This is a genomic window from Caulobacter sp. LARHSG274 (assembly GCF_052871235.1).
Genome location: NZ_JBIXJO010000019.1, coordinates 50710 through 75544 on the forward strand (window position 1 = coordinate 50710; position 24835 = coordinate 75544).

A 24835-nucleotide genomic window follows, 5' to 3' on the forward strand; every position below is an offset into this window, starting at 1 on the left:
CATGAGCGAGCCGTCCATCTTCTTCTTCGAGGTCAACGAACGGCAGGGGGTCTTCCACCGCCGGGCGTTCCTGATGGGCGGCCTGGCCGGGGGCGGGCTGCTGGCCCTGGGCGGGCGCCTGGCCCAGCTGCAGCTGGTCGAGGCCCAGCGCTACCAGAAGCTCTCGGCCGGCAACCAGTTCAACTACCGCCTGGTGCCGCCCCCGCGCGGCCTGATCCTCGACCGCAACGGCGTGGCCCTGGCCTCGAACCGGCCGAACTTCCGGCTGATGGTCACCAAGGACAAGGACCTGGACGTCGAGGCGACGCTGGACGACCTGGCCAAGCTGGTGCCGATCGACGATTCGCGCCGCGCCCGCCTGATCAAGGACATCGCCCGCGCCGCCAAGAAGGCGCCGGTGGCGGTGATGGAGGACATGACCTGGGAGGAGTTCTCCCGCGTCAATATCCGCGCCCCGGAGCTGCCGGGCGTCACCGCCGACATGGGCGAGGTGCGGGTCTACCCGTTCGGCGGCGCGTTCGCCCACGTCATCGGCTATGTCGCCAAGGTCTCCGACCGCGACCTGGAGAAGGCCAAGGACGAGCCCGACCAGGACCTGCTGCACCATCCCGGCTTCCGGATCGGCAAGCAGGGGGTGGAGAAGGCGCTGGACCACGAGCTGCGCGGCCGCCCCGGGGCGACCAAGGCCGAGGTCGACGCCCAGGGGCGGGTGGTGCGCCTGGACCCGGCCGGCGACATCCCCGCCACGCCCGGCAAGGAGGTGCGGCTGACCCTGGACGCCGACATCCAGAACCGCGCCCTGGAGGTGATGGGCGACGAGAGCGGCGCCATCGTGGTGATGGACATCCGCAACGGCGACTTGCTGGCCATGGTCTCGGCCCCCAGCTTCGACGCCAACCGCTTCGTCAAGGGGCTGTCCGGGCCCGAGTACAAGGCGCTGTCCGAATACGAACGCAAGCCGCTGCTGGACAAGGCGCTGAGCGGCACCTATCCGCCCGGCTCGACCTTCAAGCCGACCGTCGCCCTGGCGGCCCTGACGGCCGGGATCGATCCCGAGATCCGGATCAATTGCGGCGGCAGCTGGTACTATGGCAACCGCACCTGGCGGTGCTGGGAAAAGCGCGGCCACGGCTCGCAGAACATGCACGACGCCATCAAGAACTCGTGCGACATCTATTTCTACCAGACCGCCCTGAAGATCGGGCCGGACGCCATCGCCGCCGCCGCCCGGGCCATGGGCTTTGGCCAGATCTTCGACATCGGCATTCCCGGCCAGAAGAAGGGCCTGGTTCCCGACCGCGAATGGAAGAAGACCGCCTTCAAGAAGAATCCGGCCAACCAGATCTGGTTTCCGGGCGAGACGCCCAGCTACGGCATCGGCCAGGGGGCCCTGAACGTCAACGCCCTGCAGCTGGCGGTGATGGTCTCGCGCCTGGCCAACAGCAAGAAGGCGCTGAACCCCCGCCTGATCAAGTCGGTCGGCGGGGTCGAGCAGCCCAGCGGCGCGGCCGTGCCCGATCTGCCGTTCTCGATGGAGCACCTGGCCTATGTGCGCGGCGGCATGGAGGCGGTGGCCAACGACGTGCGCGGCACCGCCTATCGCCAGAGCCAGCTGGGCCTGGGCGACGTCAAGATGGCCGGCAAGACCGGCACCGCCCAGGTGCGCAGCTACGACAAGGTCGCCAACCGCAAGAGCACCGGCGTCGCCTGGAAGCTCAAGGACCACAACCTGTTCGTGGCCTTCGCCCCCTATGACGACCCGCGCTACTCGGTCACCGTCATCGTCGAGCACGGCGGCATGGGCGGGGCCACGGCCGGGGCCCCGCGGGCCCGCGAGGTCATGCGCGTGGCCCTGCTGAAAGATCCCGAGATCCGCGCCCGCATCGAGCGGCCGATGCCGCTGCCCGAGGAGCCGGTCGAGGCCAGTCCCGACGGGTCCGTCGAGGGCGCGGCCCCCGACGAGCCGACTGAGGGCGCGCCGCCGCCGCCGATCGATTCCGCCACGCCGCCTGGAGCGCCACGATGACCCTCAGCGGCGGCCTCAGCCGGCCCGGCGAACGCGACCGGCCGATCATCAAGTTCACCGAGATCGACTGGACCCTGTGCCTGGTGCTCGCCCTGATCGCGGGCGCCGGCGCGCTGATGCTGTTCTCGATCGCCGGCGGCTCGTGGGAGCCGTGGGCCGACAAGCACCTGCTGCGCTTCGGCATCTATTTCGTGCTGATGATCGTCCTGGCCCTGGTCGACCTGCGGGTCTGGTTCAGCCTGGCCTATCCGGTCTATGGCGTCGGACTGCTGCTGCTGGTGGCCGTGGCCCTGGTGGGGGATTCCTCGCTGGGCGCCCAGCGTTGGCTGGCCCTGGGGCCGGTGCGCTTCCAGCCGTCGGAGATCATGAAGATCGGCGTCGTCCTCGCTCTGGCCCGCTATTATCACGGCCTGTCGGCCGACAGCGCCCGGCTGTCGTGGAAGCTCTTGATCCCCGCCGGCCTGATCGGCGTGCCGGTCCTGCTGGTCGCCCACCAGCCCGACCTCGGCACGGCGATGCTGATCGCCCTGCCGGGCCTGGCGGTGATGGTGCTGGCGGGACTGTCGCTGCGGCTGATCGTCATCGGGATCGTCGGCGTGCTGGCCGCCCTGCCGCCGTTCATCTTCTTCGTGCTGCACGACTACCAGCGCAACCGCATCCTGACCTTCATGGACCCGGAGAAGGACCCTTCGGGCAACGGCTACCACATCATGCAGTCGAAGATCGCTCTGGGCTCGGGCGGGCTGCTGGGCAAGGGCTGGGGCCTGGGCTCGCAGAGCCAGCTGAACTTCCTGCCCGAGAAGCAGACCGACTTCATCTTCGCCACCCTGGCCGAGGAGTTCGGCTTCGTCGGCTGCCTCAGCGTGCTGTTCCTGTACGGCGTGGCGATCTTCATGGCCCTGCGCATCGCCTCGATCAGCCACAGCCACTTCGGCCGGCTGTCGGCGGCGGGGGTGACGGCGACCTTCGCCCTCTATGTGCTGATCAACGGCGCGATGGTGATGGGCATGGCCCCGGTGGTCGGGGTGCCGATGCCGATGCTCAGCTACGGCGGCACGGTCATGCTGACGGTGATGGTCGGTTTCGGCCTGGTCCAGGCCGTGCGCGTTCACCGCTACACCGAGGTGACCAGCGGCAAGGGCTCACTGATGTAGCGACGGCCTTCCCCGGCGCGGGGAAGCAGGGGACGCCGTCCGCAGCGCCTCGAGACGGGCGTAGACCCCGTCCAGCCGTCGCGCGCAGGCCGTCCTGACCGCCGCCGTCGCCGCCCGCCGCTTGGCGTCGGAATCGGCGGCGAAGGCGAAGCTCGGGGCCTTGGCGTCGCGCAGGGCGATCCGGTCCATGATCACGCGGTCGGCCGGCGAGCCGGCGATCCCGAAGTGCGGCAGGATCTGCGCGCTCACCGCGCCCGGCAGCTGGGCGTAGTTCACCAGCAGGCCGCCGCCTTCGGCGTAGCCGTCCAGCGCCGCGTCGCACACGGCGGCCAGCACCCGGGCCCAGTAGTCCTCGTCCGGAACCCCGCCGGGCAGGTCGAGGCCGTAGAGCGCGGGCGGCGCGAAGGCGGGGACCATCTGCATGCCGCGCTGGCGGGCTTGCGAGACCATCACCTCCAGCGGGTCGCGATAGAGGAACACCCACGGCGTGTCGGGAAAGGCCCGCCGGAACAGCGGCAGGGCCAGGGCGTGCCAGCTGTCCAGCTTGACGACATAGCGGCTTTGGCCGGGATCGCGAGCCTGGCCCATGGCCCCGACGATCGCCCGCAGCAGGGCCACGTGGGCTGCGTCGCCGGCCCCGGGATCGGCGCGGGCCCACTGCACCGCCGCGTCGATCGGCGCGGCCTCGGACACCACGATGTGGGCTTGCGGGCCCCCCAGCATCTGGGCCGCCAGGGTCGAGCCGCAGCGCGACATGTGGAAGATCAGGCCGTCGGGCCGCCGGCCGCGTCGCGCCGCCCAGTCCAGCGCCGCCAGCGGCGTGCGGAAGCTGAACAGGCGGTTGAACGGCTGGCGCTGGGCGCGGCCGACGGAGTCGGCGAAGAACGGCTCGGTCAGCCGCCGCCGGCCGAACCAGGCCCAGGCGACCGTGTCCTGGTCCGGCGAAAGGTCGACGGGCAGCCAGCCCGGGCCCGGCTCCAGGCCGGCCAGCACCGGCGGCGGCTCCGGGGCGGCGAGCCGGCGGGCCAGGGCCTCGGCGTCGAGATCGATGGCGCAGGCCCGCGCCGCCGCGACCGCCCGGTCCAACAAGGCCGCAGCGTCCTCGACCTCGCCGAGCGCCGCCTGCAAGGCCGCGTCCCTCAGCACCAGGGCCTGGAAGCGTTCGAATCCGCTCGGCTGGTCCTGCCCGGTCCTGGTGCTTGCAGGCATCAGGCTTTCCGGTCAGGGTTCGAGGACGGGGCGGCGAAACGGCGGGGGCGAAGGATGTTTCCAGATCGAGCGCGCCTGCCCCTGTCGTTCGACTCAGCCGGGTTGCGGGGCGATCTCGACAAGCTGTCCTCCATCGCCTGGACCTCGCATTTCGTTCGCCAGAACTACGAGGGCGACTGGAGCGTCATCCCCCTGCGCTGCGCCGCGGGCGAGACCCATCCGATCCGGATGATCTATTCGGACCCGACCGCCACCGTGTTCGAGGATACCCCGATGCTGGCGGCTTGCGACCATTTCCGCGCGGTGGTCGCCGTCTTCGCCTGCGAGGTCCGCAGCGTCCGCCTGATGAAGCTGACGCCGGGCTCGGTCATCAAGGAGCACACCGACCTCGACCTGGGGGTCGAGAACGGTACGGCCCGCGTCCACGTGCCGGTGACCACCAATCCCGGCGTCGAGTTCCGGCTCAACGGCGCACGGGTCGAGATGAAGGCCGGCGAGGCCTGGTACCTGCGCCTGGCCGACCCGCACAGCGTCGCCAACCGGGGCGCGGAGGATCGCGTCCATCTGGTGCTGGATCTGGTCGTCAATGACTGGCTGAGAGGCCTGGTGCGGCAGGGCGTGACGGTGGAGGTGTAGTTATCAACCGGGCCGTCCCACCGCCGTCTCCCCGGCGAAGGCCGGGGTCCAGATTCATCCTGAGCGGCTCGTGGGCTTCACCTGGGCCCCGGCCTTCGCCGGGGAGACGGAGGAAAACGGCGCGTACAGAACGCGGGAAAGCGCCCCCCTACAGCCCCTCGTCCTCCAGCGCCTTGGTCGCGGTGTCGATGCGGGTCTGCAGCTCGCGCATGAACTCGCCGCGCTTCAGGCCGGCGGGGATGGGCGGCAGGTATTCGAAGACGATCGTGCCCGGCGGCCGCAGCAGGCCCTTGGGCCAGTGGACGCCGCAGTTCAGGGCCAGGGGCGTGACTGGCATGTCGAGCTCGCGATAGAGGGCCGCGATGCCGGGCTTGTAGTCGCCGGGGACGCCGACCTCGCCGCGGGTGCCCTCGGGGAAGATCACCACCTGGCGGGTTTCCTTCATCCGGGCGACGGCGTCGCGCACCAGCTTCTTCAGCGCCGTGGAATGGCCGGCGCGGTCGACGACGATCATCCCGGCCTTCAGCCCGTGCCAGCCGAACAGCGGCACCATCAGCAGCTCCTTCTTCATCACGAAGCAGGCGTCGGGCAGCAGGGCGAACTGGCTGAAAACGTCGAACATCGACTGGTGCTTGGCCGCGACGATGGCCGGGCCGGTGGGCCTGAACGCCTCGCCGCGCACCTCGACCCTGACCCCGGCCAGCCAGCGCAGGCCCCAGATCAGGCCCTTGGACCAGCTCGACAGCGCCCAGGTGTTGGCCCGGCGCGGCAGGGGCAGGGTCAGCAGCATGCCGATGGCCCAGAGCACCGACCAGAGCCAGAAGAACAGCTGGAACAGGAATGAACGCAGATAGATCAAGACGCTTCCTTCGCCGGCCGGTCCGCCGCAGGGGCGGCCTTGTCCTGGGGACCCAGCTTCAGGAACGCTTCGCGGCCCAGGATCGCCAGGTATTTGCAATATTCCACGATCAGCCGCCGGGCGCCCACGCCGTCGCGCCACCAGCGATGGGCGTAGAGGCTCTGGGTGACCACCGGATAAGGATGCAGGACGACGCCGGGCATGGTCGCCCGCAGCTCCAGCATCGAGCGCGGCATATGATAGTCGGCGGTGACGACGATCAGGCTGTGATAGTTCATGGCCTTGGCCCATTCGGCCGTCTCGCGGGCGTTGCCGATGGTGTCGGCGGCCACGAAGCCCAGGTCGACGCAGCAGTCATAGATCGGCTTGACGGCCTTGGTGACGCCCAGCACGTCCTCGCGGGTGGCCTCGCGGTTGACGCCCGAGATCAGCAGCCGCTTGCCCTTGCCGGCCTCCAGTAGCTTGGTCGCCGCCTCCAGCCGGATGTTGGAGGCGCCGGTCAGCACCACCACCCCGTCCGAGACCGGCGGCTCGCGGGCCGGAGTCGACTGGTCGATGCGGCCGGCGAAGGCCAGCAGGCCGACGAACCAGACCATCACCAGGATCAGCAGGGCGGCGATGGTCTTCACGGCATGGCTCTCAGCAGGCGCAGGGAGGCGGCGCGGGCCGCGATCCCGGCCACCAGCGCCGCCACCAGCGGGCAGGGCAGGGGCGCCAGCAGGTCGATCCAGGCCAGCGGCAGGACCGGCGTCAGGCCCTGGCCGCCGCCCGCCAGCCGCGCCGCCGCGCCGATCATGACCGCCCCGGTCCCGCCCAGCAAGCCGGCCAGGAAGGCCATGCCGGCGAAGCGGTTCTGGAACAGGGCGGCGATGAAGCCGTCCTCGGCCCCCGACAGGTGCAGGATCTCGACGACGTCGTGGCGGGCCAGCAGGGCCGCATGGGTGGCGAAGATGATCACCGCCCCGGCCGCCGCCGCGATCAGGGCGAAGACGCCGATCGCCGCCCAGCGGGCCAGGCGAGCGGCGCGCTCGATGTCGGCGATCCAGCGGCTGTGGTCGTCGACCACGGCGTCGACATTGGCGTCCTTCAAGGCCTTGCTCAGCGTGGCGGCCGTGGCCGGGGCGCGGGGATCCAGGTCCAGGGTCACCAGGCGCGGCACCGGCAGGTCGGCGATCAGGGCCTCGCGGCCGATCCAGGGTTCGAGCAGGGCCTCGGCCTTGTCCTTAGTCAGGGCCCGGGCCTCGGTGACGCCCTTGACCCCGGACAGGGTCTCGGCGGCGCGGGCCGCGGCGCTGTCGGGGGTCTCGCCGCTGCGGGGCCGCACCACCACGGTGGCCGAGCCGGTCAGCTGGGCGGTCCAGCCCTCGGCGGCGCGGGTCGAGGCCAGGGCGGCCAGGGCCGTCAGGCAGGCCAGGAAACACAGCACCGCCACCACGAAGACCAGCGAGCCGTCGCGGGCGTCGCGCGGCGGCAGCAGCGGGCCCGGCTTCCAGCGGGCGACGGTGAAGGGCGGGCTCACGCCGCGTCCCCGTCGTCGTCGTCATCGTCGTCGAAGTCGGCGAGGCCGCCGCCAGCGAAGTCGACCAGCCGGCCCTGCTCCAGGTGCAGGGTGGGGCGGTTGGCGCGGGCCACCAGGTCCTCGTCGTGGGTGGCGATCAGCACCGTGGTGCCCAGGCGGTTGAGCTCGACGAACAGCCGCAGCAGCCGCAGCGACATGGCCGGATCGACATTGCCGGTCGGCTCGTCGGCCAGCAGCACGTCGGGGCGATCGACCACGGCCCGGGCGATCGCCAGGCGCTGCTTCTCGCCGCCCGACAGGGTGGCCGGCAGGGCGTGCATGCGCTCGCCCAGCCCCACCCACTGCAGCAGCTCGGCCACGTCGTCGCGGTAGCTGGCCGGCTTGCGGCCGGAGATCCGCAGCGGCAGGGCGGCGTTGTCGAACACCGGCAGGTGCTCCAGCAGCCGGAACTCCTGGAACACCACCCCGATCCGGCGGCGCAGGAACGGCAGGTCGTCGGGCTTGACCAGGCTGACGTCGCGGCCGAACAGCTGCACGCGACCCCGTGACGCACGGTGGGCCAGATAGATCAGCTTGAGCAGCGAACTCTTGCCGGCCCCCGACGGGCCGGTGAGGAAATGGAAAGACCCTGGGTGTAAGGAAAAGGCGAGGTCGCTCAGGGTTTCCGGCCCTCGTCCATACCGCATCGAGACGCCCTCGAAGCGGACGACGGGGACGGAGTCGTCGTCCTGGTCTTCGTCGATGCGCAAGGGTGTGTCGCTGGGGCTTGTGGACATGGCTGGCAAAATCGGCGACCTCGTGGGTAGGAGCGGGGAGCGTCCGATTCGCGGCCATGATACTGACCTGTCCCGAGTGCGCCAGCCGCTATTTCGTCGATGACTCCAAGGTCGGCTCGGCCGGCCGCGTCGTGCGCTGCGCGGCCTGCGGCAATCGCTGGACGGCCCGCAACGAGGACGCCCTGGACCTCTTCGAAGAGCCCTCGGCCGCCGACCTGGCGGGCGAGCCGGCCATGGCGGCGCTGGACGGCGCGGCCAACCCCGCCGACGATCCCGAGGCCCCGGTCAGCGCCCTGCCGGGCGAGGAACTGCCCAAGGTGTTCCGGGCCCGGGCCGACGCCGAGCGCCGGCTTAAGGAGGCCAAGACCACCGGCGTCATCTGGGGCGGCATGGTCGCGGTGATGCTGCTGGTCCTGGCCGGCGCCTATTTCCTGCGTCTCGACGTCGCCCAGCTGTGGCCGCGCACGGCCGGCGCCTACGCCTTCATCAACAAGCCCGTCAACACGGTCGGCCTGGTGGTTGAGGGACTCAAGGCCGAGCCGTCGATGCGCGAAGGCCATGCGGCCATCACCATCACCGGCGTGCTGCGCAACATCACCGACCGCGCCGTCTCCACCCCGCCGCTGCGGGTGGCCCTGCTCAACGACCATGGCAAGCGGGTGGCCGGCAAGCTGGCCGCCGCCGCCGACCCGCTGATCCCGCCCAGCCAGACCCGGCATTTCTCGGTCACCCTGCTGGACCCGCCCAAGAGCGCCAACACCCTGGAGATCGGCTTCGCCCTGGAGCCGGGCGCGGCTCGCAAGGCCGACGCGGCGCCGCACCTGGAGAAGGTCTCCAATCCGCAGACACCGTCGCTGCGAGGGGCCCAGGACCAGCCGGCCGATCTGGCGGCCGGGGCGCCGATCGTCGAGGTCGAACCGGCGCAAGGGGCTGGACAGGCGCCCCCGGGTCATGAGACCGGAGCGGTCGAACCGGCCCAGGCCGACCACCGCTGAAGAATCCCGTCATGACCGAGCGCGCCGCCCCCGAAGTCCTGATCTCGCAGCAAGAGATCGCCGAGCGGGTGGAAGCCCTGGCCCAGGTGATCGCCCCCCGCATCGACGACGACACCGTCGCCGTCTGCCTGCTGACCGGCGGCCTGTGGTTCGCCGCCGACCTGACCCGGGCCCTGTGGCGGGCCGGGCGCAATGTCCGCTTCGACGCCCTGTGGCTGGCCTCCTATCACGACGAGCGCAAGAGCTCGGGCCGCTGCGAGGTCCGCGCCGACCTGCAACGGCCGCTGGTCGGCCGCCGGGCCCTGGTGGTCGATGACGTGCTCGACACCGGCCTGTCGCTCAGCGAGGCCGCCCGCCTGGTCAAGGACGCCGGCGCCAGCGAGGTGATGACCGCCGTTTTCGCCCGCAAGCCCTGGCCGACCCCGCGCCCGATCGACCCCGACTTCGTGGCCTGGGAAGCGCCGGCGCGCTACCTGGTCGGCTACGGCCTCGACGACGAGGGCATGAGCCGCGGCCTGCCGTATATCGGGGCGATGGACTAACGGAGCCAGTTCTCGGTCACCAGACCTTCGACCCGCGAGAACTCGCGTTCATTGTCGGTGACCAGGACGCAGTCGAGCGCCAGGGCGTGGGCGGCGATGAGGAGGTCGTTGCCGCCGATGGGCGTACCTTGCTTTTCAAGCCGGGCGCGGATTTCGCCGTAGAGGCGATCGGCCGGCGAGGCGAGCGGCAGGACCTCGATCGCCGACAGGACGGTTTCCAATTGTCGCGTCAGGCGCTCCGAACCCCTCTTGGCCGCGCCGAAGCGAAGCTCGGCGGCCACGACGATGCTGGTTCGCACATTGGCGTCGCCAAGCCGACGAAGTCGATCCGATGCTGAACCGGATGGATTGCGGACGAGATCGGACAGGATATTCGTGTCCAGCAGCCAGCCCCGGCTCAAGGTTCCACGGCCTCCGGAACGGGATCGTCAATCGGTGCGAAGTCGTCGTCGATCGGCTGCAGCGAGGCCAGCACCGCCAACAGCGAGCGGGGCGGAACCGGTTCGAGGATCAGGCGATCGCCGTCCTTGCGCAGGATCGCCTCGTCGCCCGGCAGCTCCACTTCGCGCGGAATACGGACGGCTTGGTTGCGGCCGTTGCGGAACAGCTTGACGTGTTTCTCGTAGCCCATGAACAAATGCTCCGGCATAGGCCGCAGCATAGGCCAAAGGGGCGCCGGCGGCAATGCGCCCTGCAGCGGTCAGATCGGCGTTAATGAGCGCACTGTCACCGTAAAGCCAGCGCGGCCTGGGCGCGTCCCGACCGGTGGTCGCCGATCCAGGTTCCCAGATAGGCGCCGTAGCGGGTGAAGCAGGACGGCGTCAGGTGGATGCCGTCGCCGGCGTAGCAGGCCCGGTTCTTCGCGTAGGAGCCGATGAACGGGTCGAACGGCACCATCTCGACCCCGGTCGCCATCACGGCGTTGCGGTAGGACGCCGTGACGCTCCTGGCGCCGCCGTCGTTGAGGTAGCGGGCGGCGTCGTGCTTGAGCTGGGCGCCGAGCCACGATGCGTCCACCGGCGAGATGTAGGGATCGGCGACGATCAGCACGCGCCGGCTGTCGCTGCGCAGCCGGGCGGCGAGCGCGGCGACGTCGGCGGCGCGCCGTCTGGCGCCGATGTGCTGGACCTGGTCATTGACCCCGGTCAGGGCGATGGCGACGTCGGCCCGGCCGCCCAGCGCCTTCAGGATCTCCGCCTCCTTGGCCCCGCGATACTCGCCGAGGATCTGGGCGGTGGTGCGTCCGGAGAAGCCGACGCTGCAGGCCACAATCGGGCCGAGCCGCCTGGACGCCGCCTCGGGCAGGGCGCGTTGCGGGGGAGGGGGAGGGCGCTTGGATCTTGGATCAACGGCCTTTGATCTCGACCGTTCTGGCGCCCTAACAGTTCGTCATCCCGGGCCTTGTGCCCGGGACCCCTGGTTCAGCCGACGGGGAAGCGAACTGGCGCGCTCGCGCGCCACACCTCCGCCCTTGCGGCGGACAGAGGGGGCCCGGGCACACGGCCCGGGATGACGGTGAAAAGGAGAAGCGCAAGGAGTCGAACTCCAGAGCGCTTCGATCTTGGATCAGTACGTCCTAATGACCCTGGGCGCTTTCGGGGCCGGACTTGGCGAGCGGCAGGGCCAGGGCCCAGCGGCTCCACCATCGGGGGCGCGACCCGACGACGGTCTCTGCGCTCTCGACGGTCCTGCTTCGACCATGAAACTGCCATTCGCTCAGCCCAGCATAGAGGGCGAAGAACAGGCCGAAGAAGTAGACCAGCGGGCGAGCCGGCGGCGGGATCAGCGCATGATAGGTTCCAAGATAGAACATCGCGAACAGCGCAGCCATCGCCAGGAGAATCCGGCGAACCAGCGTCACGCGTCCGTCAAAGCTGATGGGAAGCGAAAGTGGCGGCGTCTCGGTCATGATGGGTCCCCTCATCCGGGGCGAGAGTACCAGTTTAGGCCGAGTTTTGATAGCCAAGCTTTAAAAAATGTCACATTCATTTCGGTAGGACGGCGATGAAAGTCGTAAGGATTTCGGGGGCTTTGACGATCGCCGCGTCGGCCATGGTCCTGCTCTCCCTGGCGCCCCTGGGTCCGGCGGCGAGCGCGGGCCCGCGGGCCTCGAAGCCGGGCCCCGCCTGCGGCTCGGCGCAGGGCGCCGGGCGCATCCTGTTCGTCGGCGACAGCGTCGCCGGCGCGGCGGGGGCCGGCGGCTTCGCCAACGGCTTTCCGGCCCGCACCCTCGCCCTGCTGGGGACCTCGCAGGCCAGGAGCCTCGCCGAGGGCTCGGAGATCTCCGCCCATCCGGGCAAGCGGTCGGACCAGATCGAACCCCTGGTCCGCACGCTCCTGGCCTCGGGAAGGTTCGACACGATCGTCTTCGAAGAGGGGATCAACGACGCCTGGCAAGGTCAGCTGGTCGAGCAGTACGCCGCCAGCATGACGGCCCAGCTGGGGCTGGCCCGCGACGCCGGCGCGCGCATCGTCGTCCTGACCATCCCGCCCACCCACGACTCCGCCCGCTCAACCCCGGCCCGCGATCAGGCGCTGGCGAGAATGAACGACTGGCTGAAACAGGCCGCGCCGGCCTTTGGAGACCTGGTCGACGTCACCCGGCCGCTGGTCGGGGGCGCGTCCGGCCGGATGGCCGACGCGTTCAACAGCGGCGACGACATCCACCCCAACGCCGCGGGGCATGAGGTGATCGCGACGGCCCTGGCCGCCGAGCTGGCTCGGTGCGGGGCTTAGGGGGCGGCCTTTGATCTCGATCGTTCTCATCCCACCGCCGTCATCCCGGGCCTTGTGCCCGGGACCCATGGTTCAGCTGACGGTGAAGCGAAATGGCGCGCCAGCGCGCCACACCCCTGCACTTGCGGCGGACAGAGGGGTCCCGGGCACAAGGCCCGGGATGACGGATTGAAGGGAAAAGCGGCGGGAACCCAAGAGCCGTCGGTTTCAGTTCCGGACGCGGTTTGACAGACCTGGCGCGACCTGACGCCGGCGGCGGGGGGTTCTGGCGGCGTTGGAGCTGGGGGCGCGGAAGGTCATCAGGGCGCTGGCCGTCAGGCCGGTGAACATGAACAGCGGCTTGGCCATGGCGAAGGCGAACGACACCTGCTGGTGCATGAAACAGGAGGCCGTCATCGCCAGAAGAACCACGCCGACGGCAGGCTGGAACATCATGATCCGCGTCTGGCTCACAAACAGCGTGTACAGATAGAGGCCCAGCAGCAGCAGGCCGACGATGCCCGCCTCGGCCGCGATCTCGATCTCGAGATTATGCGGATAGAAGAAATGGGTGATCGCGTCGTAATTGCCGATCCCCACGCCGCCGAACGGATTGTCCTTGAACATGTCCACGCCCCTTTCCTGAACCTGCATCCGCAGGCGGGCCGACTCGTCGACGACAATGCTGCCGCCCTGGAAGTTCCCGACCAGCCGATCGATCGAGAAGGTCAGGCGCTTGGTCTCTTCCAGGTGGGGCGTGGCGAGGCCGATGGCGACGACCGCCAGGACGGAAATGCCGATCAGGCGCGCCCATGGAACGATACGACGTCCCGCCACGGCCGCGGCGATCAGCCCCGCGCCGGCCGCGATGAAGATGCCCCGGGTTCCCGTCAGGACGGCGATATAGAAGACCCAGCCGCCCAATGCGACGACGGGCAACAGGTAGAGCCACTTCTTGCGCGCCACGCAGTAGATTCCCGCCAGCACGGCGGCGATCAGCGCCATCGGGATGGGCTGCGCCGTCCCCACGGCGCTGGAGCCCTCGACGCTCAGCCGGCTCCAGTAGTTCGCACCGTTTTGCGTGGCGGCGTGGAAGAGCAGATAGGTCATCGCCGCGCTGGAGATCAGGGTGGCGACGATGAACTGCTTGATCACGTCCTCGGCGTTTTTTTGCGAAATGATCAGGCGTCCGACCAGATAGATCGACACCGTCGCCATCAGCATCTTGGTGGCCGCCGCCACGGCCGCGTCCGGATAGACGGCGTATACGGCGGTCGCGGCGTAGGCCAAGATGAAGGTGAAGAACGCCAGGTCGAGCGCGTTGGGCACGAGCACGGGCCTGGTCCGGGGAAGTCTAACGATTACAACGGCCAGGGCGCCGACGGCATAGACGGGGGTGACCCAGTCATGGGACGAGATCGAGGCCGCGGTGTAGGTCAGAAGCACGCCCGCTAGGACCGCGCCGGGCCAGAACAACCCGGCGGCGAGGCAGGCAGCGCAAATGGCTATCGCAAGCAATGTCGGACTCGTTCGATCCAGGAATCGACTGGCGCCCCCGGTGGGCCAGCGATCTGACTATCAAAAGCATAGCTCAGCCATTACGCAAGTGAATTAACGCCCGGGATTACGAGGAAATGAGGGACACACGCTCGTTTCGCCCAACGCCCTGTCGGCGACGGGGTGGTGTCGGAAATGAGTGTGTGTCCCTCAAGGAAGCAGGACGTCTAAGTGGCGCCCACGGCATCGAGACGGCCGGCTTCGAGCGCATCGGTGAAGAACTTGCCGATGCGGATGCCGGGCTTTTCGACGAAACGGTAACTGGTCCCGGCAAGAGCTAGCGTCAGACCAAAGGTGCCCAGCGTGAGAGCCAACTGGGCAACCAGGCCGTTGAGGCCTGCCGAGACGATAAGGACCGCCAAGCTGCTCATGATCGGGAAGTGGAGCGCGTAAAGGCTATAGGACACGTCCCCGACATGAGCCGCCGCCTTCGAGGTCAGCAGGCCTTGGCTCGAGGCCTTGATCGCCAACACGAAGACGCTGGCGCAAAAGGCCTCGGCGATCGCCAGCGTGGGATGGTGATAGGCCAGGCCCAGCGAATAGCGGATCTGAAACAGGGCGACCGTCACCGCGACCGCCGCCCAGACGTGGCGCCGGTCGATGGTGACCGTTGCGCCGGCGACGAGTGCTCCGAGCGCAAATTGGCAGAGGTACACGCCAACGCTATTGCGGCCGCTCAAGACAAAGGACAGCGCCGCCAGGAAGATGAACAGCGCATAGGGCATCCAGCGAACACGGCGCGCCCAAACGAGCGCAGGCATGAGCGCTGAGCCGACCAGCTCAACGAAGATGGACCAGGCCGGAACAACGAGCAGCGTCGAAACACCTAGCAAGCAGGCGATTAGCGTTCCGGCCCCAAGGTGACCCGCGGGGTAGAACTGATCGAACCAGGCCGACGTGTGAGCAAGATTTGGGCGGTGGACGAGCGTCAGATAGGCTAGTCCCAACGCTGTAGCCAGCCAAATGGCCGGAAAGATGCGGAACCCCCGCCGCACCAAAAATGAGCCGATGCTCGTGACCGACAGCCCGCGGCGCTCAAGAGACAGCGTCAGAACGAACCCGCTCAGTACAAAGAAGAACACAACCGCCATATGGGCAGGTCCTTCCGAATAACGGGCTGCTGCGGCGAGGAGCCCGTCGGACTGGAACACCATGAGCGTGTGGTGCACCAGGACGACTGCGGCGGCGACGCCGTGCGCTGACTGTAACGGATCGATTTTCTGCACTTCATTCCCCCCTGGGACGGCGTGATCGCCACCTCCTATCCAGAGAGCAACAAAGACAAGTGGAGTCTAGTGGGCTGAGGAAACACGCTCATTTCCCAAAACGCAAATATTTGGCTGAAAGACAGCAGGGGAAATGACTGTGTGTCCCTCATCCCCGTGTTCCTCATCCCCTGTGTCCCTCGGATTACTGTGACATTGCACTTAATTTGGATGAGGGCTGCACCGCCTCCGCCCCCGATCACCCCCGCGAAGGCGATCGGCGGGCTCAGCAGGCCCCACCCGGCCTCACCGCCGGCACAATCTCCTTCTCCCCTTGCGGGAGAAAGCAGCCTCGCGGAGCGAGGTGGGATGAGGGGTCGATGGCGGGTTCCGCTGCGACGGCGGAACGGCCGGGTGCGGCGGTCGAGTTTTGGGAAGAACGCCGAGGGACACACACCCTTTCTCCGACACGACGTCGGCGGCGGAGCCGGATCGGAAACGAGCGTGTGTCCCTCGCTCCCGATTTCACACTGAACATCCCAAAGCCCCGTCATCCTCGGACTTGTTCCGAGGACCCCTGCCTCCACCGAGGAGAAGGTCGATCCTGGGAGCGGCGAGGCCGCGGCTCCGTCTGGAGCGACAGCGCGGCTGAACGAGGGGTCCTCGGAACAAGTCCGAGGATGACGACGGTTTAGGGGGATCGACGCCGCTCGATCCCCGCCGCTTGCGCGAGAAACCCCAGCAACTTCAACGCCCTGAAAAATAACCAGCGTCACCAACGCGCCAGGGCTCGAACCTCCCGCACAATCAAACCTGTCTCCGTCGCGGAGGAGGGCGCTTGGTACCGACCCGAAGCGGCGATGGAGATGGAACCGAGCGGGGCCGCCTGGGCCTGGCGATCGGATCGCGGCGGGTTGCGGGGCTCAGAAGGCTCCAAGGTCTGCCGGGGACGGTCGCGGGACAGGCGGGTCGACGGGGCCGGGAGGTTCAAACCGGCCTGTTCCAGGATCTGTCGGAGTCGCTGACGGCCCCTTCCGGGCGACTTTGATCCTGCCCGTCCGAGGGGGAACGTCGATCGGGATGAAACAGGCCCTCAGTCGCCGTCCCTCGAGAAAAACGGTTCCGCGGAGCGGTCGATCCAAGCCGAAACGCAAACACACTACCCACGGTCTCCGGGCCTGGCCCGGCCGCTCCGCACCTCCTCACCCACTCGCCGCGAAAGCCCGAGGTCGAAAAGCCGCGCGTCCTTCGAGGCGCGCCGGCGGCGAAGTCCTCATCCCGAAGCGCCCGGCGTCGATCGACGCCAGCGGCTGAGGATCGCGGCGTCGCCGGCGCCGGAACAGTCGGCCGCCGGGCCTGGCTTCATCGGGCCGATCTTCTGCAGGGGGGCGTTGTCGAAGCGGTTCCTGGCGCCGTCGGGAATTTCGTTGTCGGCGACGAGGTTGCCCTGGCTGCTGGCGGCGCTCTGGGGATCGACGCCCGTAAAGCCGGGATAGCGGCTTTTCAGCATGGCGTCCGGCGTCTGCGCCTGAAGGCGGGCGCGCTCCAGGTCGGGGGCGAAGCGCGCCCACCGTTCGGGCCGGATGCTTTCGATATAGATCGCCGTGCCCGTCGAGCAGGCGATGAGGTTGCCCGAAACCTGGTTCTGGCTGCCGCCGTGGATGAAGACGGGGTCCATGACCCGCAGGAACAGGTTGTCGCGGATGACCTGGCCGCCGAGATAGTCGTCGAAATAGACGCCGCGCACCTCCTTGCCGGGGCCGGCGCCGGGCGTGACGTCGTGGATGTAGTTGTTCTGGATCGTCGTGCCCCGCGCGACCAGGTCGCGGCCGGCATAGATGGCGCCGGCGTCTCCGGTCTCGCGGACGACGTGGTCGATCTCGTTGCCGTCGATGAGGTGGTCGTTGCCGGCATAGATGATGGCCGAATGCGGGGCGTCGCTGATGTGCGAGCCGCGGACGCTCAGCCCCACCCCCTGCAGCTGGACGCCGGGGCGGTAGGCGCGGGTCAGCTGGCCGAAGCGGCGGATCCGGCTGTCGACGACGGCGTGGCCGCCGGGGGTCAGGCTCCTGCGCTCGCCGCCGCGCAGGAAGACGCCGGTCTCGCCGATGTCGTCGATGTCGGCGTGGTCGATGACCACGTTGCGGCCGCCCTCGACCTGGATCCCCACGCCGCCGATCCGCGTCACCCGCAGGCCCGACAGCGACACGTCGGCGGAGTCGACGACGCGGGCGCCGCCGTCCAGGGCGCCGACCAGGGCCAGGGCCTCGACGCGGATGTCGTGGGCGCCGGCGATCGACAGCAGCCGGGTCGCCTGGGCGACCTCCAGCGGGGCGCCGGGGCGGGCGGGCCAGGCCAGGACGCGGCCGCCGGGCAGGACCACGAACTCGCCGGGCTGGTCCAGCTCCGACACCGCGTTGTAGACGAAATAGCTGAGCGTCTTGGCCTCGTCATAACGGGTGCGCAGCGGGGCCAGAGTGACCGCGCCGGCCTCGACGCGGGCGACCTTGGCGGTCTCGTAGGCCCAGTCGAAGGTCCAGAAGCCGCCGGCCCACAGGTCGGGCTCGCGGGCCCAGGCGTCGGCCCGGTCGCTGGCGAAGGCGGGGGCGACCACCGGGCCCTTCTGCGGCTGGGCGATCGGGGCGCTGGCGTAGCCGTCGTTGGGCCAGCGGGCCTGGCGCAGGGTCTGGTCGTCCTGGGCCAGCAGCACGGGGGCGCCTTTGGCGTCATAGGCGTTGCCGCGGCCGCCGAAGCCGGCGTAGCGCTGGGCCAGGGCGGGCGGCAGGACATAGCCGGCCAGGTGCGGGCGGGCGGCGGCCGGCGCCAGCGACAGGGCGGCCGGGTCGACCGGGGCGGCGCGCAGCGGCGTCAGTCCCGTCAGCGCCGCGCCGGCTGCGCCGCGCAGCACGAACGGGGCGCCCGGCCGTCCGGACACGCCGGGCGGGATGGCGACCGGGCCGGCGAGGCGGCACAGGCCCGACAGCTCGACCGTCCCGCCCGGGCCGGCCTGGCCGATGGCCGCGGCGATGGCGGCGTCGGCCTGGGGCAGGCCGGCGCAATCGACACGCACCGTCGCGGCCCTGGCCGCCGCCGCGAAGGCCAGGCCGGACACCAGGCCCAGGGCTATGGCGCGGGTTCTCATCGTCTCGTCCTTCGCGTCTGCTCGGTCAGCCTGGAGGACGCGCGCGCTTCCCGCCAAAATTTAGTCCATAGGACCGGCGGGGGACGGAATTTGGGGTCACCCCTCGGCCCGGTGCGCCACCCGTCCGTCGACCAGGGTCATCAGCACCTGGCCTTGCAGGCGGCGGCCGTCGAACGGCGAGTTCTTGGACTTCGACAGCAGCCGGTCGGCGTTGACGATCACCGGGGCGTCGAGGTCGCAGAGCACCAGGTCGGCCGGGGCGCCCGGGGCGATGCGGCCCGACTGCAGGCCGATCAGGGCGGCCGGGGCCAGGGTCACGGCGCGGATCAGGTCCAGCAGCGGCAGGCGTTCCTCGTGATAGAGGCTCAGCAGGGCCGGCAGCAGGGTCTCCAGCCCCACCGCGCCGGGGGCGGCCTCGTCATAGGGCAGGCGCTTGTCCTCGGCCGGGGCCGGGGCGTGGGCGCTGACGACGATGTCGATCAGGCCGCTGGCCAGGGCCTCGATCAGGGCCTGGCGGTCGTCCTCGCCGCGCAGGGGCGGGGTCACCTTGGCGAAGCTGCGATAGTCGCCGATGTCCAGCTCGTTGAACGACAGGTGGTTGATCGAGACGCTGGCGTGGATCCGCAGGCCTTTCTGCTTGGCGCGGGCCAGGGTCTCCAGGGCCCCGGCGCTGGTGATCTGGTCGACCAGCAGCCGGCCGCCCGTCGCCTCCAGCAGGGCGACGTCGCGCTCGAGCATGATCCGCTCGGCCATCGGCGAGATCGACGGCAGGCCCATGCGCCCGGCGAACTCGCCGCCGGTCGCCGCCCCGCCCTTGGCCAGCCACGGGTCCATCGGCCGGTGGGCCAGCAGGGTGTCGAAGCCCCGCGCATAGGTCAGGATGCGCTGCATCACCTTGCTGTCGACGATCGGCCGGTCGGCGTCGGTGACATAGACGCAGCCGGCCTCGCGCATCAGGCCGATCTCGGCCATCTGCTCGCCCAGCAGGCCCTTGGTCGCCGCGCCGGCGCAGAGGATGCGGGCGGCGTCGATGTCGCGGGCGCGGCGCAGGATGAAGTCGACGACGCTGGGATCGTCGACGGCCGGGTCGGTGTCGGGTTGGACGACGAAGCTGGTCACCCCGCCGGCCGCCGCGGCCCGGGCGGCGCTGGCCAGGGTCTCCTTGGTCTCGGCCCCCGGCTCCCCGGTCTTGACCCGCAGGTCGATCAGGCCGGGGGCCAGCAGGGCCCCGCCGCAGTCGACGACTCGGACGGACTTGCCGAGCTTGCCGAACTCGCGGCCCTTGGCGACGTCGGCGATCACCCCCTCGGAGACGATCACCCCGCCGGGGCCGTCATAGCCGCTCTCGGGATCGACCAGGCGGGCGTTGATCAGGGCCAGGGGCTGGGGGCTGTTCATTCAAAAACTCCGCTCATCCCGGCGAATGCCGGGACCCAGATCCATCCTGAGCGCTCACCGGGCTTCATCTGGGTCCCGGCATTCGCCGGGATGAGCGGATGAGAGAGCGAACTCACTTGCCGTGCTCCTCAAGCCGATGCGCCAGGCTGGCCAGCACCGCCATCCGCGCCGCGACGCCCATCTCGACCTGGTCCTGGATCAGGCTGATCTCCGGATCGTCGGCGACGTCGGAGTCGATCTCGACGCCGCGGTTCATCGGTCCGGGGTGCATGACCTTGGCCCGCGGCGCGGCCTTGGCCAGCTTGTCGCGGTCCAGGCCGTAGAAGCGGAAATATTCACGAGTCGAGGGCACGAAGGCCCCCTGCATCCGCTCCAGCTGCAGGCGCAGCATCATCACCACGTCGGCCCCGGCGATGCCGGCCTTCATGTCGTGGTGGACGGTGACGCCCCAGCGCTCGGCCTGGGCCGGCATCAGGGTCGGCGGCCCGACCAGGCGGACGCTGGCGCCCAGCGTGTGCAGCAGCGAGACGTTCGAGCGCGCCACCCGGCTGTGCAGCACGTCGCCGCAGATCGCCACGGTCAGGCCCGAGACCCGGCCGAACGCCCGGCGGATCGACAGGGCGTCCAGCACCGCCTGGGTCGGATGCTCGTGCTGGCCGTCGCCGGCGTTGATGACGCTGCCGCTGACCTTCTGGCTGAGCAGGCTGGCCGCCCCCGACGAGGCGTGGCGCACCACCAGCAGGTCGGGGCGCATGGCGTTGAGGGTGACGGCGGTGTCGATCAGGGTCTCGCCCTTGGTGATCGACGAGGTGCGCGGGCTCATATTGACGACGTCGGCCCCCAGCCGCTTGCCGGCGATCTCGAAGCTGGACTGGGTGCGGGTGCTGTTCTCGAAGAACAGGTTCATCAGCGTCCGGCCCTTGAGGATGTCGAGGGACTTGGACTGCTGGCGGTTGAAGGCGACGAAGGCGTCGGCCAGGTCGAGCAGGTCCGTGGCCTGCGGGGCGTTGAGGTCGCCGGCCGACAGGAAGTGGCGGCGGGGGAACGAGAAGATCCGCTTCAGGATCGGATCAATCGCCGTCCCTGGATCGCGGGGGGCGGAGTCATGGGGCGCGGAGGGGGGCTTGGCCGTCATGAAACGGTGTCATAGGCGGCTTCGGCGGGGGAGGGAAGGCGGCGCAATCGGAGCCCCCCTACGAACCCGCCTGTCGAGCGTGTAAAAGTCTGCTTGGGGATGCTCCAGCCCCAGCTCACTAGCGCCGTGAGGCGCCAGCCGCCCTTTGAAGGACTTAAAGTAATGCAGATGCATCAATTCAGTTCGTCGGATCTCATTTTGGCCAACGCGCTGACCGCCGTGAAGCGAGCGGTGATCTGGTTCGGAGGGGTGCTTCTCACTGCCTTGACACTGTTTGTTGAAGGCAAACTCGTCCAAATCCCCACAGCAGCGTGGTCGCTCGCTACGGATCTATTCCCTCACCCCGCCTAAAACCCCTTGCCCGCCGCCTCGGCGATGCCGCGCATGCGTTCCAGCGCTCCCTGCAGGATCCAGGCGGCGGCCATCTTGTCGACGACCTCGGCGCGGCGCTTGCGGTTGACGTCGTGCTCGTCGATCAGGACCCGGGTCACCGCCGCCGTCGACAGCCGCTCGTCCCAGAAGGTGATCGGCAGGTGGGGCTGCAGGCGCAGCAGGTTGCGGCCGAACGCCCGGTTGGACTGGCAGCGCACGCCCTCGGTGCCGTCCATGTTCATCGGCAGGCCGATGACGATCCCCGCCGCCTTGCGGCTGCCCATCAGCTTGAACAGCACCTCGGCGTCCTCGCTGAACTTGGTCTTCTTGATCAGGGCCAGCGGGCTGGCGACGGTCAGGGTGACGTCGGACACGGCCACGCCGATGGTCTTTTCGCCCGGATCCAGGCCGACGATCGGCAGGTAGTCGGGGATGGCGGCGGCGAATTCGGCGATGTCGAGCACGGGCATCGCCCCTCATAACATGCCCAGACGTCCTCCCGACAAGGGAAGCGCTTGTCAAAGCGCCCCTCGCACGGCTAACCCACACGCTCGAATTTCAGGAGGCCCCCATGGCCATTGACGCCGCCACCGTGCGGAAGGTCGCGCGGCTCGCGCGTATCGCCGAACCCGAAGAGCGCATCGAGGCCCTGGCCCAGGAGCTCAACGGCATCATGACCTGGATCGAGCAGCTGGCCGAGGTCGACACCGACGGCGTCGAGCCGCTGACCAGCGTCGTCCACGCCGGCCTGCCGCTGCGCGAGGACGTGGTGACCATGGGGGGCGACGCCTCGGTCGTCACCGCCAACGCCCCCAAGTCGGTGGGCGGCTTCTTCGTCGTGCCCAAGGTGGTCGAATAATGAGTGCGCTCACCTCGCTGACCCTGAAGGGCGCGCTGGACGGCCTGAAGGCCAAGGACTTCTCGGCCGTCGAGCTGACCAAGGCCCACATCGCCGCCGTCGAGGGCGCGCGCCTGCTCAACGCCTATCTGGTCGAGACCCCGGACAGGGCGCTGGAGATGGCCGCCGCCTCGGACGCCCGCTACGCCGCCGGGACCAACGGCCCGCTGGACGGCGCGCCGCTGGGGATCAAGGACCTGTTCTGCACCAACGGCGTGCGGACCACGGCCGCCTCGAAGATCCTCGAACCGTTCGTGCCGCCCTATGAGTCGACCGTCACCAGCCAGCTGTGGCGCGACGGGGCGGTGATGCTGGGCAAGCTGAACCTTGACGAGTTCGCCATGGGCTCGTCGAACGAGACCAGCGGCTACGGCCCCGTGACCAATCCCTGGCGCAAGGCCGGCTCCAACCAGGCCCTGACCCCGGGCGGCAGCTCGGGCGGCAGCGCCGCGGCCGTGGCCGCCGACCTGTGCCTGGGGGCCACGGCCACCGACACCGGCGGCTCGATCCGCCAGCCGGCCGCCTTCACCGGCACGGTCGGCATCAAGCCGACCTACGGCCGCTGCTCGCGCTGGGGCGTGGTGGCCTTCGCCAGTTCGCTGGACCAGGCCGGGCCGATCGCCAAGACCGTCGAGGACGCGGCCCTGCTGCTGACCTCGATGTGCGGCCACGACCCCAAGGACTCCACCAGCCTCGACGTGCCAGTGCCCGACTTCTCGGCCTTCGTCGGCAAGTCGGTGAAGGGCCTGCGGATCGGCATCCCCAAAGAATACCGCGTCGACAACATGCCGGCCGAGATCGAGAAGCTGTGGGCCGACGGCGTCGCCTGGCTGAAGGACGCCGGCTGCGAGATCGTCGAGGTCAGCCTGCCGCACACCAAATACGCCCTGCCGGCCTATTACATCGTCGCCCCGGCCGAGGCCTCCTCGAACCTGGCCCGCTATGACGGCATGCGCTACGGCCTGCGGGCCGAGGGCCAGAACCTCACCGAGGTCTATGAGAACACCCGCGCCGCCGGCTTCGGCGACGAGGTCAAGCGCCGCATCCTGATCGGCACCTATGTGCTCAGCGCCGGCTATTACGACGCCTATTACCTGAAGGCCCTGAAGGTGCGCCGCCGCATCGCCGAGGACTTCGACAAGGCCTGGGAAACCTGCGACGCCCTGCTGACCCCGACGGCGCCCTCGGCCGCCTTCGGCCTGGGCGAGAACAGCAACGACCCGATCGCCATGTACCTGAACGACGTGTTCACTGTGACCACCAACCTCGCCGGCCTGCCGGGCCTGTCCCTGCCGGCCGGCCTCGACGCCAACGGCCTGCCGCTGGGCCTGCAGATCATCGGCAAGCCGCTGGACGAGGGCACGGTGTTCTCGGTGGCCGGGGCGCTGGAGAAGGCGGCGGGCTTCAAGGCCAAGGCCGACAAGTGGTGGTGACCGGCCGGTAGACGGCGATCCGAAAAAGGAGGGCGGCCCCGTCGGGAGCCGCCCTTTTTTACGCCCTTACATCGGTTGGACCGGCGTGACCGGAGCCGGCGTCGGCGCGGGGACCGGGGCGCTCGGGGCCGCAATCACCGGGGTTGGAGCCGGCGCCGCCGCAGGCGCCGCGACCGTGGCGCTGGCGTTCGAGGCGGCCGACTCGGCGGCGGGGGCGCTGGCCGCCGCCGCGTGACGGGCGGGGGCGGCGCGACGGGCAGGGACTGGACGCGGGGCGGGCGCGGGCTCGGCGCGGGCGACCTGGGTCGGCTTCGGCGCGGCCTCAGTCGCCGGAGCGGGGGGCGGCTGCGGCGCGGACTTCGACAGGGCGGTTTCCGGCAGGGCCGGGGGCGCGGCCTCGGCGATCTTGGCCGGCGGCGTGCCCGTGGTCGGGGTCTCGGCCCGCTGCGCCATCAGCCCCCAGGCCAGGGCGCCCGCGGCGATCGCGACCACCGGCAGGCCGACCACCAGGGCCAGGTTGGACGAAGTCCTGCGCTTGGCCGGGCGAGCATAGACCGGCGCGGCCGGAAACAGCGCGGAACTGTCGTTGCGCGCCGGGGTGTCCAGATAGGGTTCGTTGGCGTCGAGTTGAAGAACAGCCATGATTTCCTCCTGAGCGATATACGCTTTGAGGGAGTCAACGAGAGTTGATCTCGGCGGTTCCGCTCGACCTGAAATGGCCGCGGCGCTGACAAGAATTGGTCGTTTTTCTTGTTGCATGCGCCGGAGGTCATAAATCACCCTTTCCCTCCCCTTTATGGGGAGGGTGGCCCCGAAGGGGTCGGGTGGGGCTTCACCATGAGCGTCGAACGCGCGAGAGCCTTGCGCAAAACGATGAGCACGCAGGAAGTCCGCCTGTGGGTGCGGCTGCGGGCCTTGAGGGCCGAGGGCTTTCACTTTCGACGGCAGCGGCCGATCCTGGGCTATTATCCTGACTTCGTCTGTCTGAGCCGAGGGCTCGTCGTCGAAGTGGATGGGCCCCACCATCAGGAGCTCGAACAGGCGGCTCACGACGCCCGTCGCGATCAAGTTTTCAGCCGCTCAGGCTTCCAAACCTTGCGCTTCGCGACCCGCGCGGTGCATGAGGATATCGACGCCGTCATGGATGTGATTTGTCACGCCCTGAGCGCAGCGAGCCCCACCCGACCCCTTCGGGGCCACCCTCCCCACAAGGGGGAGGGAAGGGATCTTAGTTAGTCGGCCGCCCGCGCGGCCAGGAATTGAG

24 protein-coding genes and 1 pseudogene are annotated in these 24835 nt (G+C 69.5%); 9 read left to right on the forward strand and 16 right to left on the reverse strand.

Going from position 1 to position 24835, the window contains the following annotated elements; all coding sequences use genetic code 11:
• Nucleotide 1 precedes the first annotated feature (1 nt).
• The gene (gene mrdA, locus ACIPQB_RS21825; RefSeq protein WP_446487346.1) at nucleotides 2–2026 is read left to right on the forward strand and encodes a penicillin-binding protein 2; all 2025 of its coding nucleotides are present in this window, start codon (nucleotides 2–4) and stop codon (nucleotides 2024–2026) included.
• Nucleotides 2023–3180, forward strand: a complete 1158-nt coding sequence (gene rodA / locus ACIPQB_RS21830) for a rod shape-determining protein RodA (protein ID WP_446487347.1) — start codon at nucleotides 2023–2025, stop codon at nucleotides 3178–3180. Before mrdA ends, rodA begins: the two co-directional genes overlap by 4 nt.
• Here the strand turns inward: rodA and ACIPQB_RS21835 are convergent.
• Nucleotides 3169–4389, reverse strand: coding sequence for an aspartyl beta-hydroxylase (locus ACIPQB_RS21835; RefSeq protein WP_446487348.1), 1221 nt, complete (start codon nucleotides 4387–4389; stop codon nucleotides 3169–3171). The two genes, rodA and ACIPQB_RS21835, sit on opposite strands and share 12 nt — an antisense overlap.
• Before the next feature lie 54 nt (nucleotides 4390–4443).
• Between ACIPQB_RS21835 and ACIPQB_RS21840 the strand changes: the two genes are divergently transcribed.
• A complete protein-coding gene (locus tag ACIPQB_RS21840) occupies nucleotides 4444–5025 on the forward strand; it encodes an aspartyl/asparaginyl beta-hydroxylase domain-containing protein (protein ID WP_446487349.1) in 582 nt (193 codons plus the stop codon).
• Between the two features lie 148 nt (nucleotides 5026–5173).
• On the opposite strand, the gene ACIPQB_RS21845 is transcribed toward ACIPQB_RS21840, so the two are convergent.
• From ACIPQB_RS21845 to ftsE, 4 genes are read right to left on the reverse strand one after another with little or no spacing between them, the layout of a single operon-like run.
• Nucleotides 5174–5884: a lysophospholipid acyltransferase family protein gene (locus ACIPQB_RS21845; RefSeq protein ID WP_446487350.1), complete on the reverse strand. Its 711-nt coding sequence runs from the start codon at nucleotides 5882–5884 to the stop codon at nucleotides 5174–5176.
• Nucleotides 5881–6513, reverse strand: coding sequence for a YdcF family protein (locus ACIPQB_RS21850; RefSeq protein ID WP_446487351.1), 633 nt, complete (start codon nucleotides 6511–6513; stop codon nucleotides 5881–5883). The genes ACIPQB_RS21845 and ACIPQB_RS21850 overlap by 4 nt, the downstream gene beginning before the upstream one ends.
• A complete protein-coding gene (locus ACIPQB_RS21855) occupies nucleotides 6510–7403 on the reverse strand; it encodes a cell division protein FtsX (RefSeq protein WP_446487352.1) in 894 nt (297 codons plus the stop codon). The genes ACIPQB_RS21850 and ACIPQB_RS21855 overlap by 4 nt, the downstream gene beginning before the upstream one ends.
• Nucleotides 7400–8152 (reverse strand): cell division ATP-binding protein FtsE, encoded by a 753-nt coding sequence (gene ftsE / locus ACIPQB_RS21860; protein WP_446487353.1) that lies wholly within the window; start codon nucleotides 8150–8152, stop codon nucleotides 7400–7402. The genes ACIPQB_RS21855 and ftsE overlap by 4 nt, the downstream gene beginning before the upstream one ends.
• An 83-nt stretch (nucleotides 8153–8235) precedes the next feature.
• Here ftsE and ACIPQB_RS21865 point away from each other — a divergent pair, with 83 nt between their 5' ends.
• Nucleotides 8236–9174, forward strand: a complete 939-nt coding sequence (locus ACIPQB_RS21865; RefSeq protein ID WP_446487354.1) for a DUF3426 domain-containing protein — start codon at nucleotides 8236–8238, stop codon at nucleotides 9172–9174.
• 11 nt (nucleotides 9175–9185) lie between these two features.
• Nucleotides 9186–9716 (forward strand): phosphoribosyltransferase, encoded by a 531-nt coding sequence (locus ACIPQB_RS21870; protein ID WP_446487355.1) that lies wholly within the window; start codon nucleotides 9186–9188, stop codon nucleotides 9714–9716.
• Here the strand turns inward: ACIPQB_RS21870 and ACIPQB_RS21875 are convergent.
• The 4 genes and pseudogenes from ACIPQB_RS21875 to ACIPQB_RS21890 all read right to left on the reverse strand — a co-directional run bounded on the left by ACIPQB_RS21875 (nucleotide 9713) and on the right by ACIPQB_RS21890 (nucleotide 11625).
• Nucleotides 9713–10117 (reverse strand): PIN domain-containing protein, encoded by a 405-nt coding sequence (locus tag ACIPQB_RS21875; protein ID WP_446487356.1) that lies wholly within the window; start codon nucleotides 10115–10117, stop codon nucleotides 9713–9715. The genes ACIPQB_RS21870 and ACIPQB_RS21875 overlap by 4 nt on opposite strands.
• A complete protein-coding gene (locus tag ACIPQB_RS21880; protein ID WP_446487357.1) occupies nucleotides 10114–10347 on the reverse strand; it encodes an antitoxin in 234 nt (77 codons plus the stop codon). The genes ACIPQB_RS21875 and ACIPQB_RS21880 overlap by 4 nt, the downstream gene beginning before the upstream one ends.
• Nucleotides 10348–10442: 95 nt before the next feature.
• A pseudogene (locus ACIPQB_RS21885) lies at nucleotides 10443–11024 on the reverse strand (SGNH/GDSL hydrolase family protein); the annotation flags it as partial.
• Nucleotides 11025–11292: 268 nt separating this feature from the next.
• Nucleotides 11293–11625 (reverse strand): hypothetical protein, encoded by a 333-nt coding sequence (locus tag ACIPQB_RS21890; protein ID WP_446487358.1) that lies wholly within the window; start codon nucleotides 11623–11625, stop codon nucleotides 11293–11295.
• A gap of 122 nt (nucleotides 11626–11747) precedes the next feature.
• Here ACIPQB_RS21890 and ACIPQB_RS21895 point away from each other — a divergent pair, with 122 nt between their 5' ends.
• A complete protein-coding gene (locus ACIPQB_RS21895; protein WP_446487359.1) occupies nucleotides 11748–12452 on the forward strand; it encodes an SGNH/GDSL hydrolase family protein in 705 nt (234 codons plus the stop codon).
• A 207-nt stretch (nucleotides 12453–12659) separates the two neighbouring features.
• Here the strand turns inward: ACIPQB_RS21895 and ACIPQB_RS21900 are convergent, their stop codons facing one another.
• The 6 genes from ACIPQB_RS21900 to ruvX all read right to left on the reverse strand — a co-directional run bounded on the left by ACIPQB_RS21900 (nucleotide 12660) and on the right by ruvX (nucleotide 21710).
• Nucleotides 12660–13766: an O-antigen ligase family protein gene (locus tag ACIPQB_RS21900; RefSeq protein WP_446487360.1), complete on the reverse strand. Its 1107-nt coding sequence runs from the start codon at nucleotides 13764–13766 to the stop codon at nucleotides 12660–12662.
• A 389-nt stretch (nucleotides 13767–14155) separates the two neighbouring features.
• On the reverse strand, nucleotides 14156–15214 hold the full coding sequence (locus tag ACIPQB_RS21905; RefSeq protein ID WP_446487361.1) for an acyltransferase family protein: 1059 nt from the start codon (nucleotides 15212–15214) through the stop codon (nucleotides 14156–14158).
• A 1252-nt stretch (nucleotides 15215–16466) separates the two neighbouring features.
• Nucleotides 16467–18335, reverse strand: a complete 1869-nt coding sequence (locus ACIPQB_RS21910; protein WP_446487362.1) for a right-handed parallel beta-helix repeat-containing protein — start codon at nucleotides 18333–18335, stop codon at nucleotides 16467–16469.
• A 96-nt stretch (nucleotides 18336–18431) separates the two neighbouring features.
• Nucleotides 18432–19733: a dihydroorotase gene (gene pyrC / locus ACIPQB_RS21915; protein ID WP_446487363.1), complete on the reverse strand. Its 1302-nt coding sequence runs from the start codon at nucleotides 19731–19733 to the stop codon at nucleotides 18432–18434.
• A 112-nt stretch (nucleotides 19734–19845) separates the two neighbouring features.
• Nucleotides 19846–20868, reverse strand: a complete 1023-nt coding sequence (locus ACIPQB_RS21920) for an aspartate carbamoyltransferase catalytic subunit (RefSeq protein WP_446487364.1) — start codon at nucleotides 20866–20868, stop codon at nucleotides 19846–19848.
• Between the two features lie 347 nt (nucleotides 20869–21215).
• Nucleotides 21216–21710 (reverse strand): Holliday junction resolvase RuvX, encoded by a 495-nt coding sequence (gene ruvX, locus ACIPQB_RS21925; protein WP_446487365.1) that lies wholly within the window; start codon nucleotides 21708–21710, stop codon nucleotides 21216–21218.
• Nucleotides 21711–21811: 101 nt separating this feature from the next.
• Between ruvX and gatC the strand changes: the two genes are divergently transcribed.
• Together gatC and gatA are read left to right on the forward strand one after the other, a co-directional pair.
• On the forward strand, nucleotides 21812–22099 hold the full coding sequence (gene gatC / locus ACIPQB_RS21930; protein ID WP_446487366.1) for an Asp-tRNA(Asn)/Glu-tRNA(Gln) amidotransferase subunit GatC: 288 nt from the start codon (nucleotides 21812–21814) through the stop codon (nucleotides 22097–22099).
• Complete coding sequence (gatA, locus tag ACIPQB_RS21935) at nucleotides 22099–23571, forward strand: Asp-tRNA(Asn)/Glu-tRNA(Gln) amidotransferase subunit GatA (protein WP_446487367.1); 1473 nt, start codon at nucleotides 22099–22101, stop codon at nucleotides 23569–23571. Before gatC ends, gatA begins: the two co-directional genes overlap by 1 nt.
• 66 nt (nucleotides 23572–23637) lie before the next feature.
• On the opposite strand, the gene ACIPQB_RS21940 is transcribed toward gatA, so the two are convergent.
• A complete protein-coding gene (locus tag ACIPQB_RS21940) occupies nucleotides 23638–24213 on the reverse strand; it encodes a hypothetical protein (RefSeq protein WP_446487368.1) in 576 nt (191 codons plus the stop codon).
• Nucleotides 24214–24408: 195 nt separating this feature from the next.
• Here ACIPQB_RS21940 and ACIPQB_RS21945 point away from each other — a divergent pair, with 195 nt between their 5' ends.
• Entirely contained in the window at nucleotides 24409–24807 is a 399-nt protein-coding gene (locus ACIPQB_RS21945; RefSeq protein ID WP_446487369.1) for an endonuclease domain-containing protein, read from the forward strand.
• The last annotated feature ends 28 nt before the right edge of the window (nucleotides 24808–24835 follow it).

Coding starts and splice junctions, on each gene's coding strand:
- mrdA (WP_446487346.1), top strand. CDS start 2: ATGAGCGAGCCGTCCATCTTCTTCTTCGAGGTCAACGAACGGCAGGGG.
- rodA (WP_446487347.1), top strand. CDS start 2,023: ATGACCCTCAGCGGCGGCCTCAGCCGGCCCGGCGAACGCGACCGGCCG.
- ACIPQB_RS21835 (WP_446487348.1), bottom strand. CDS start 4,389: ATGCCTGCAAGCACCAGGACCGGGCAGGACCAGCCGAGCGGATTCGAA.
- ACIPQB_RS21840 (WP_446487349.1), top strand. CDS start 4,444: ATGTTTCCAGATCGAGCGCGCCTGCCCCTGTCGTTCGACTCAGCCGGG.
- ACIPQB_RS21865 (WP_446487354.1), top strand. CDS start 8,236: ATGATACTGACCTGTCCCGAGTGCGCCAGCCGCTATTTCGTCGATGAC.
- ACIPQB_RS21870 (WP_446487355.1), top strand. CDS start 9,186: ATGACCGAGCGCGCCGCCCCCGAAGTCCTGATCTCGCAGCAAGAGATC.
- ACIPQB_RS21880 (WP_446487357.1), bottom strand. CDS start 10,347: ATGGGCTACGAGAAACACGTCAAGCTGTTCCGCAACGGCCGCAACCAA.
- ACIPQB_RS21890 (WP_446487358.1), bottom strand. CDS start 11,625: ATGACCGAGACGCCGCCACTTTCGCTTCCCATCAGCTTTGACGGACGC.
- ACIPQB_RS21910 (WP_446487362.1), bottom strand. CDS start 18,335: ATGAGAACCCGCGCCATAGCCCTGGGCCTGGTGTCCGGCCTGGCCTTC.
- pyrC (WP_446487363.1), bottom strand. CDS start 19,733: ATGAACAGCCCCCAGCCCCTGGCCCTGATCAACGCCCGCCTGGTCGAT.
- ACIPQB_RS21920 (WP_446487364.1), bottom strand. CDS start 20,868: ATGACGGCCAAGCCCCCCTCCGCGCCCCATGACTCCGCCCCCCGCGAT.
- ruvX (WP_446487365.1), bottom strand. CDS start 21,710: ATGCCCGTGCTCGACATCGCCGAATTCGCCGCCGCCATCCCCGACTAC.
- gatC (WP_446487366.1), top strand. CDS start 21,812: ATGGCCATTGACGCCGCCACCGTGCGGAAGGTCGCGCGGCTCGCGCGT.
- gatA (WP_446487367.1), top strand. CDS start 22,099: ATGAGTGCGCTCACCTCGCTGACCCTGAAGGGCGCGCTGGACGGCCTG.
- ACIPQB_RS21940 (WP_446487368.1), bottom strand. CDS start 24,213: ATGGCTGTTCTTCAACTCGACGCCAACGAACCCTATCTGGACACCCCG.
- ACIPQB_RS21945 (WP_446487369.1), top strand. CDS start 24,409: ATGAGCGTCGAACGCGCGAGAGCCTTGCGCAAAACGATGAGCACGCAG.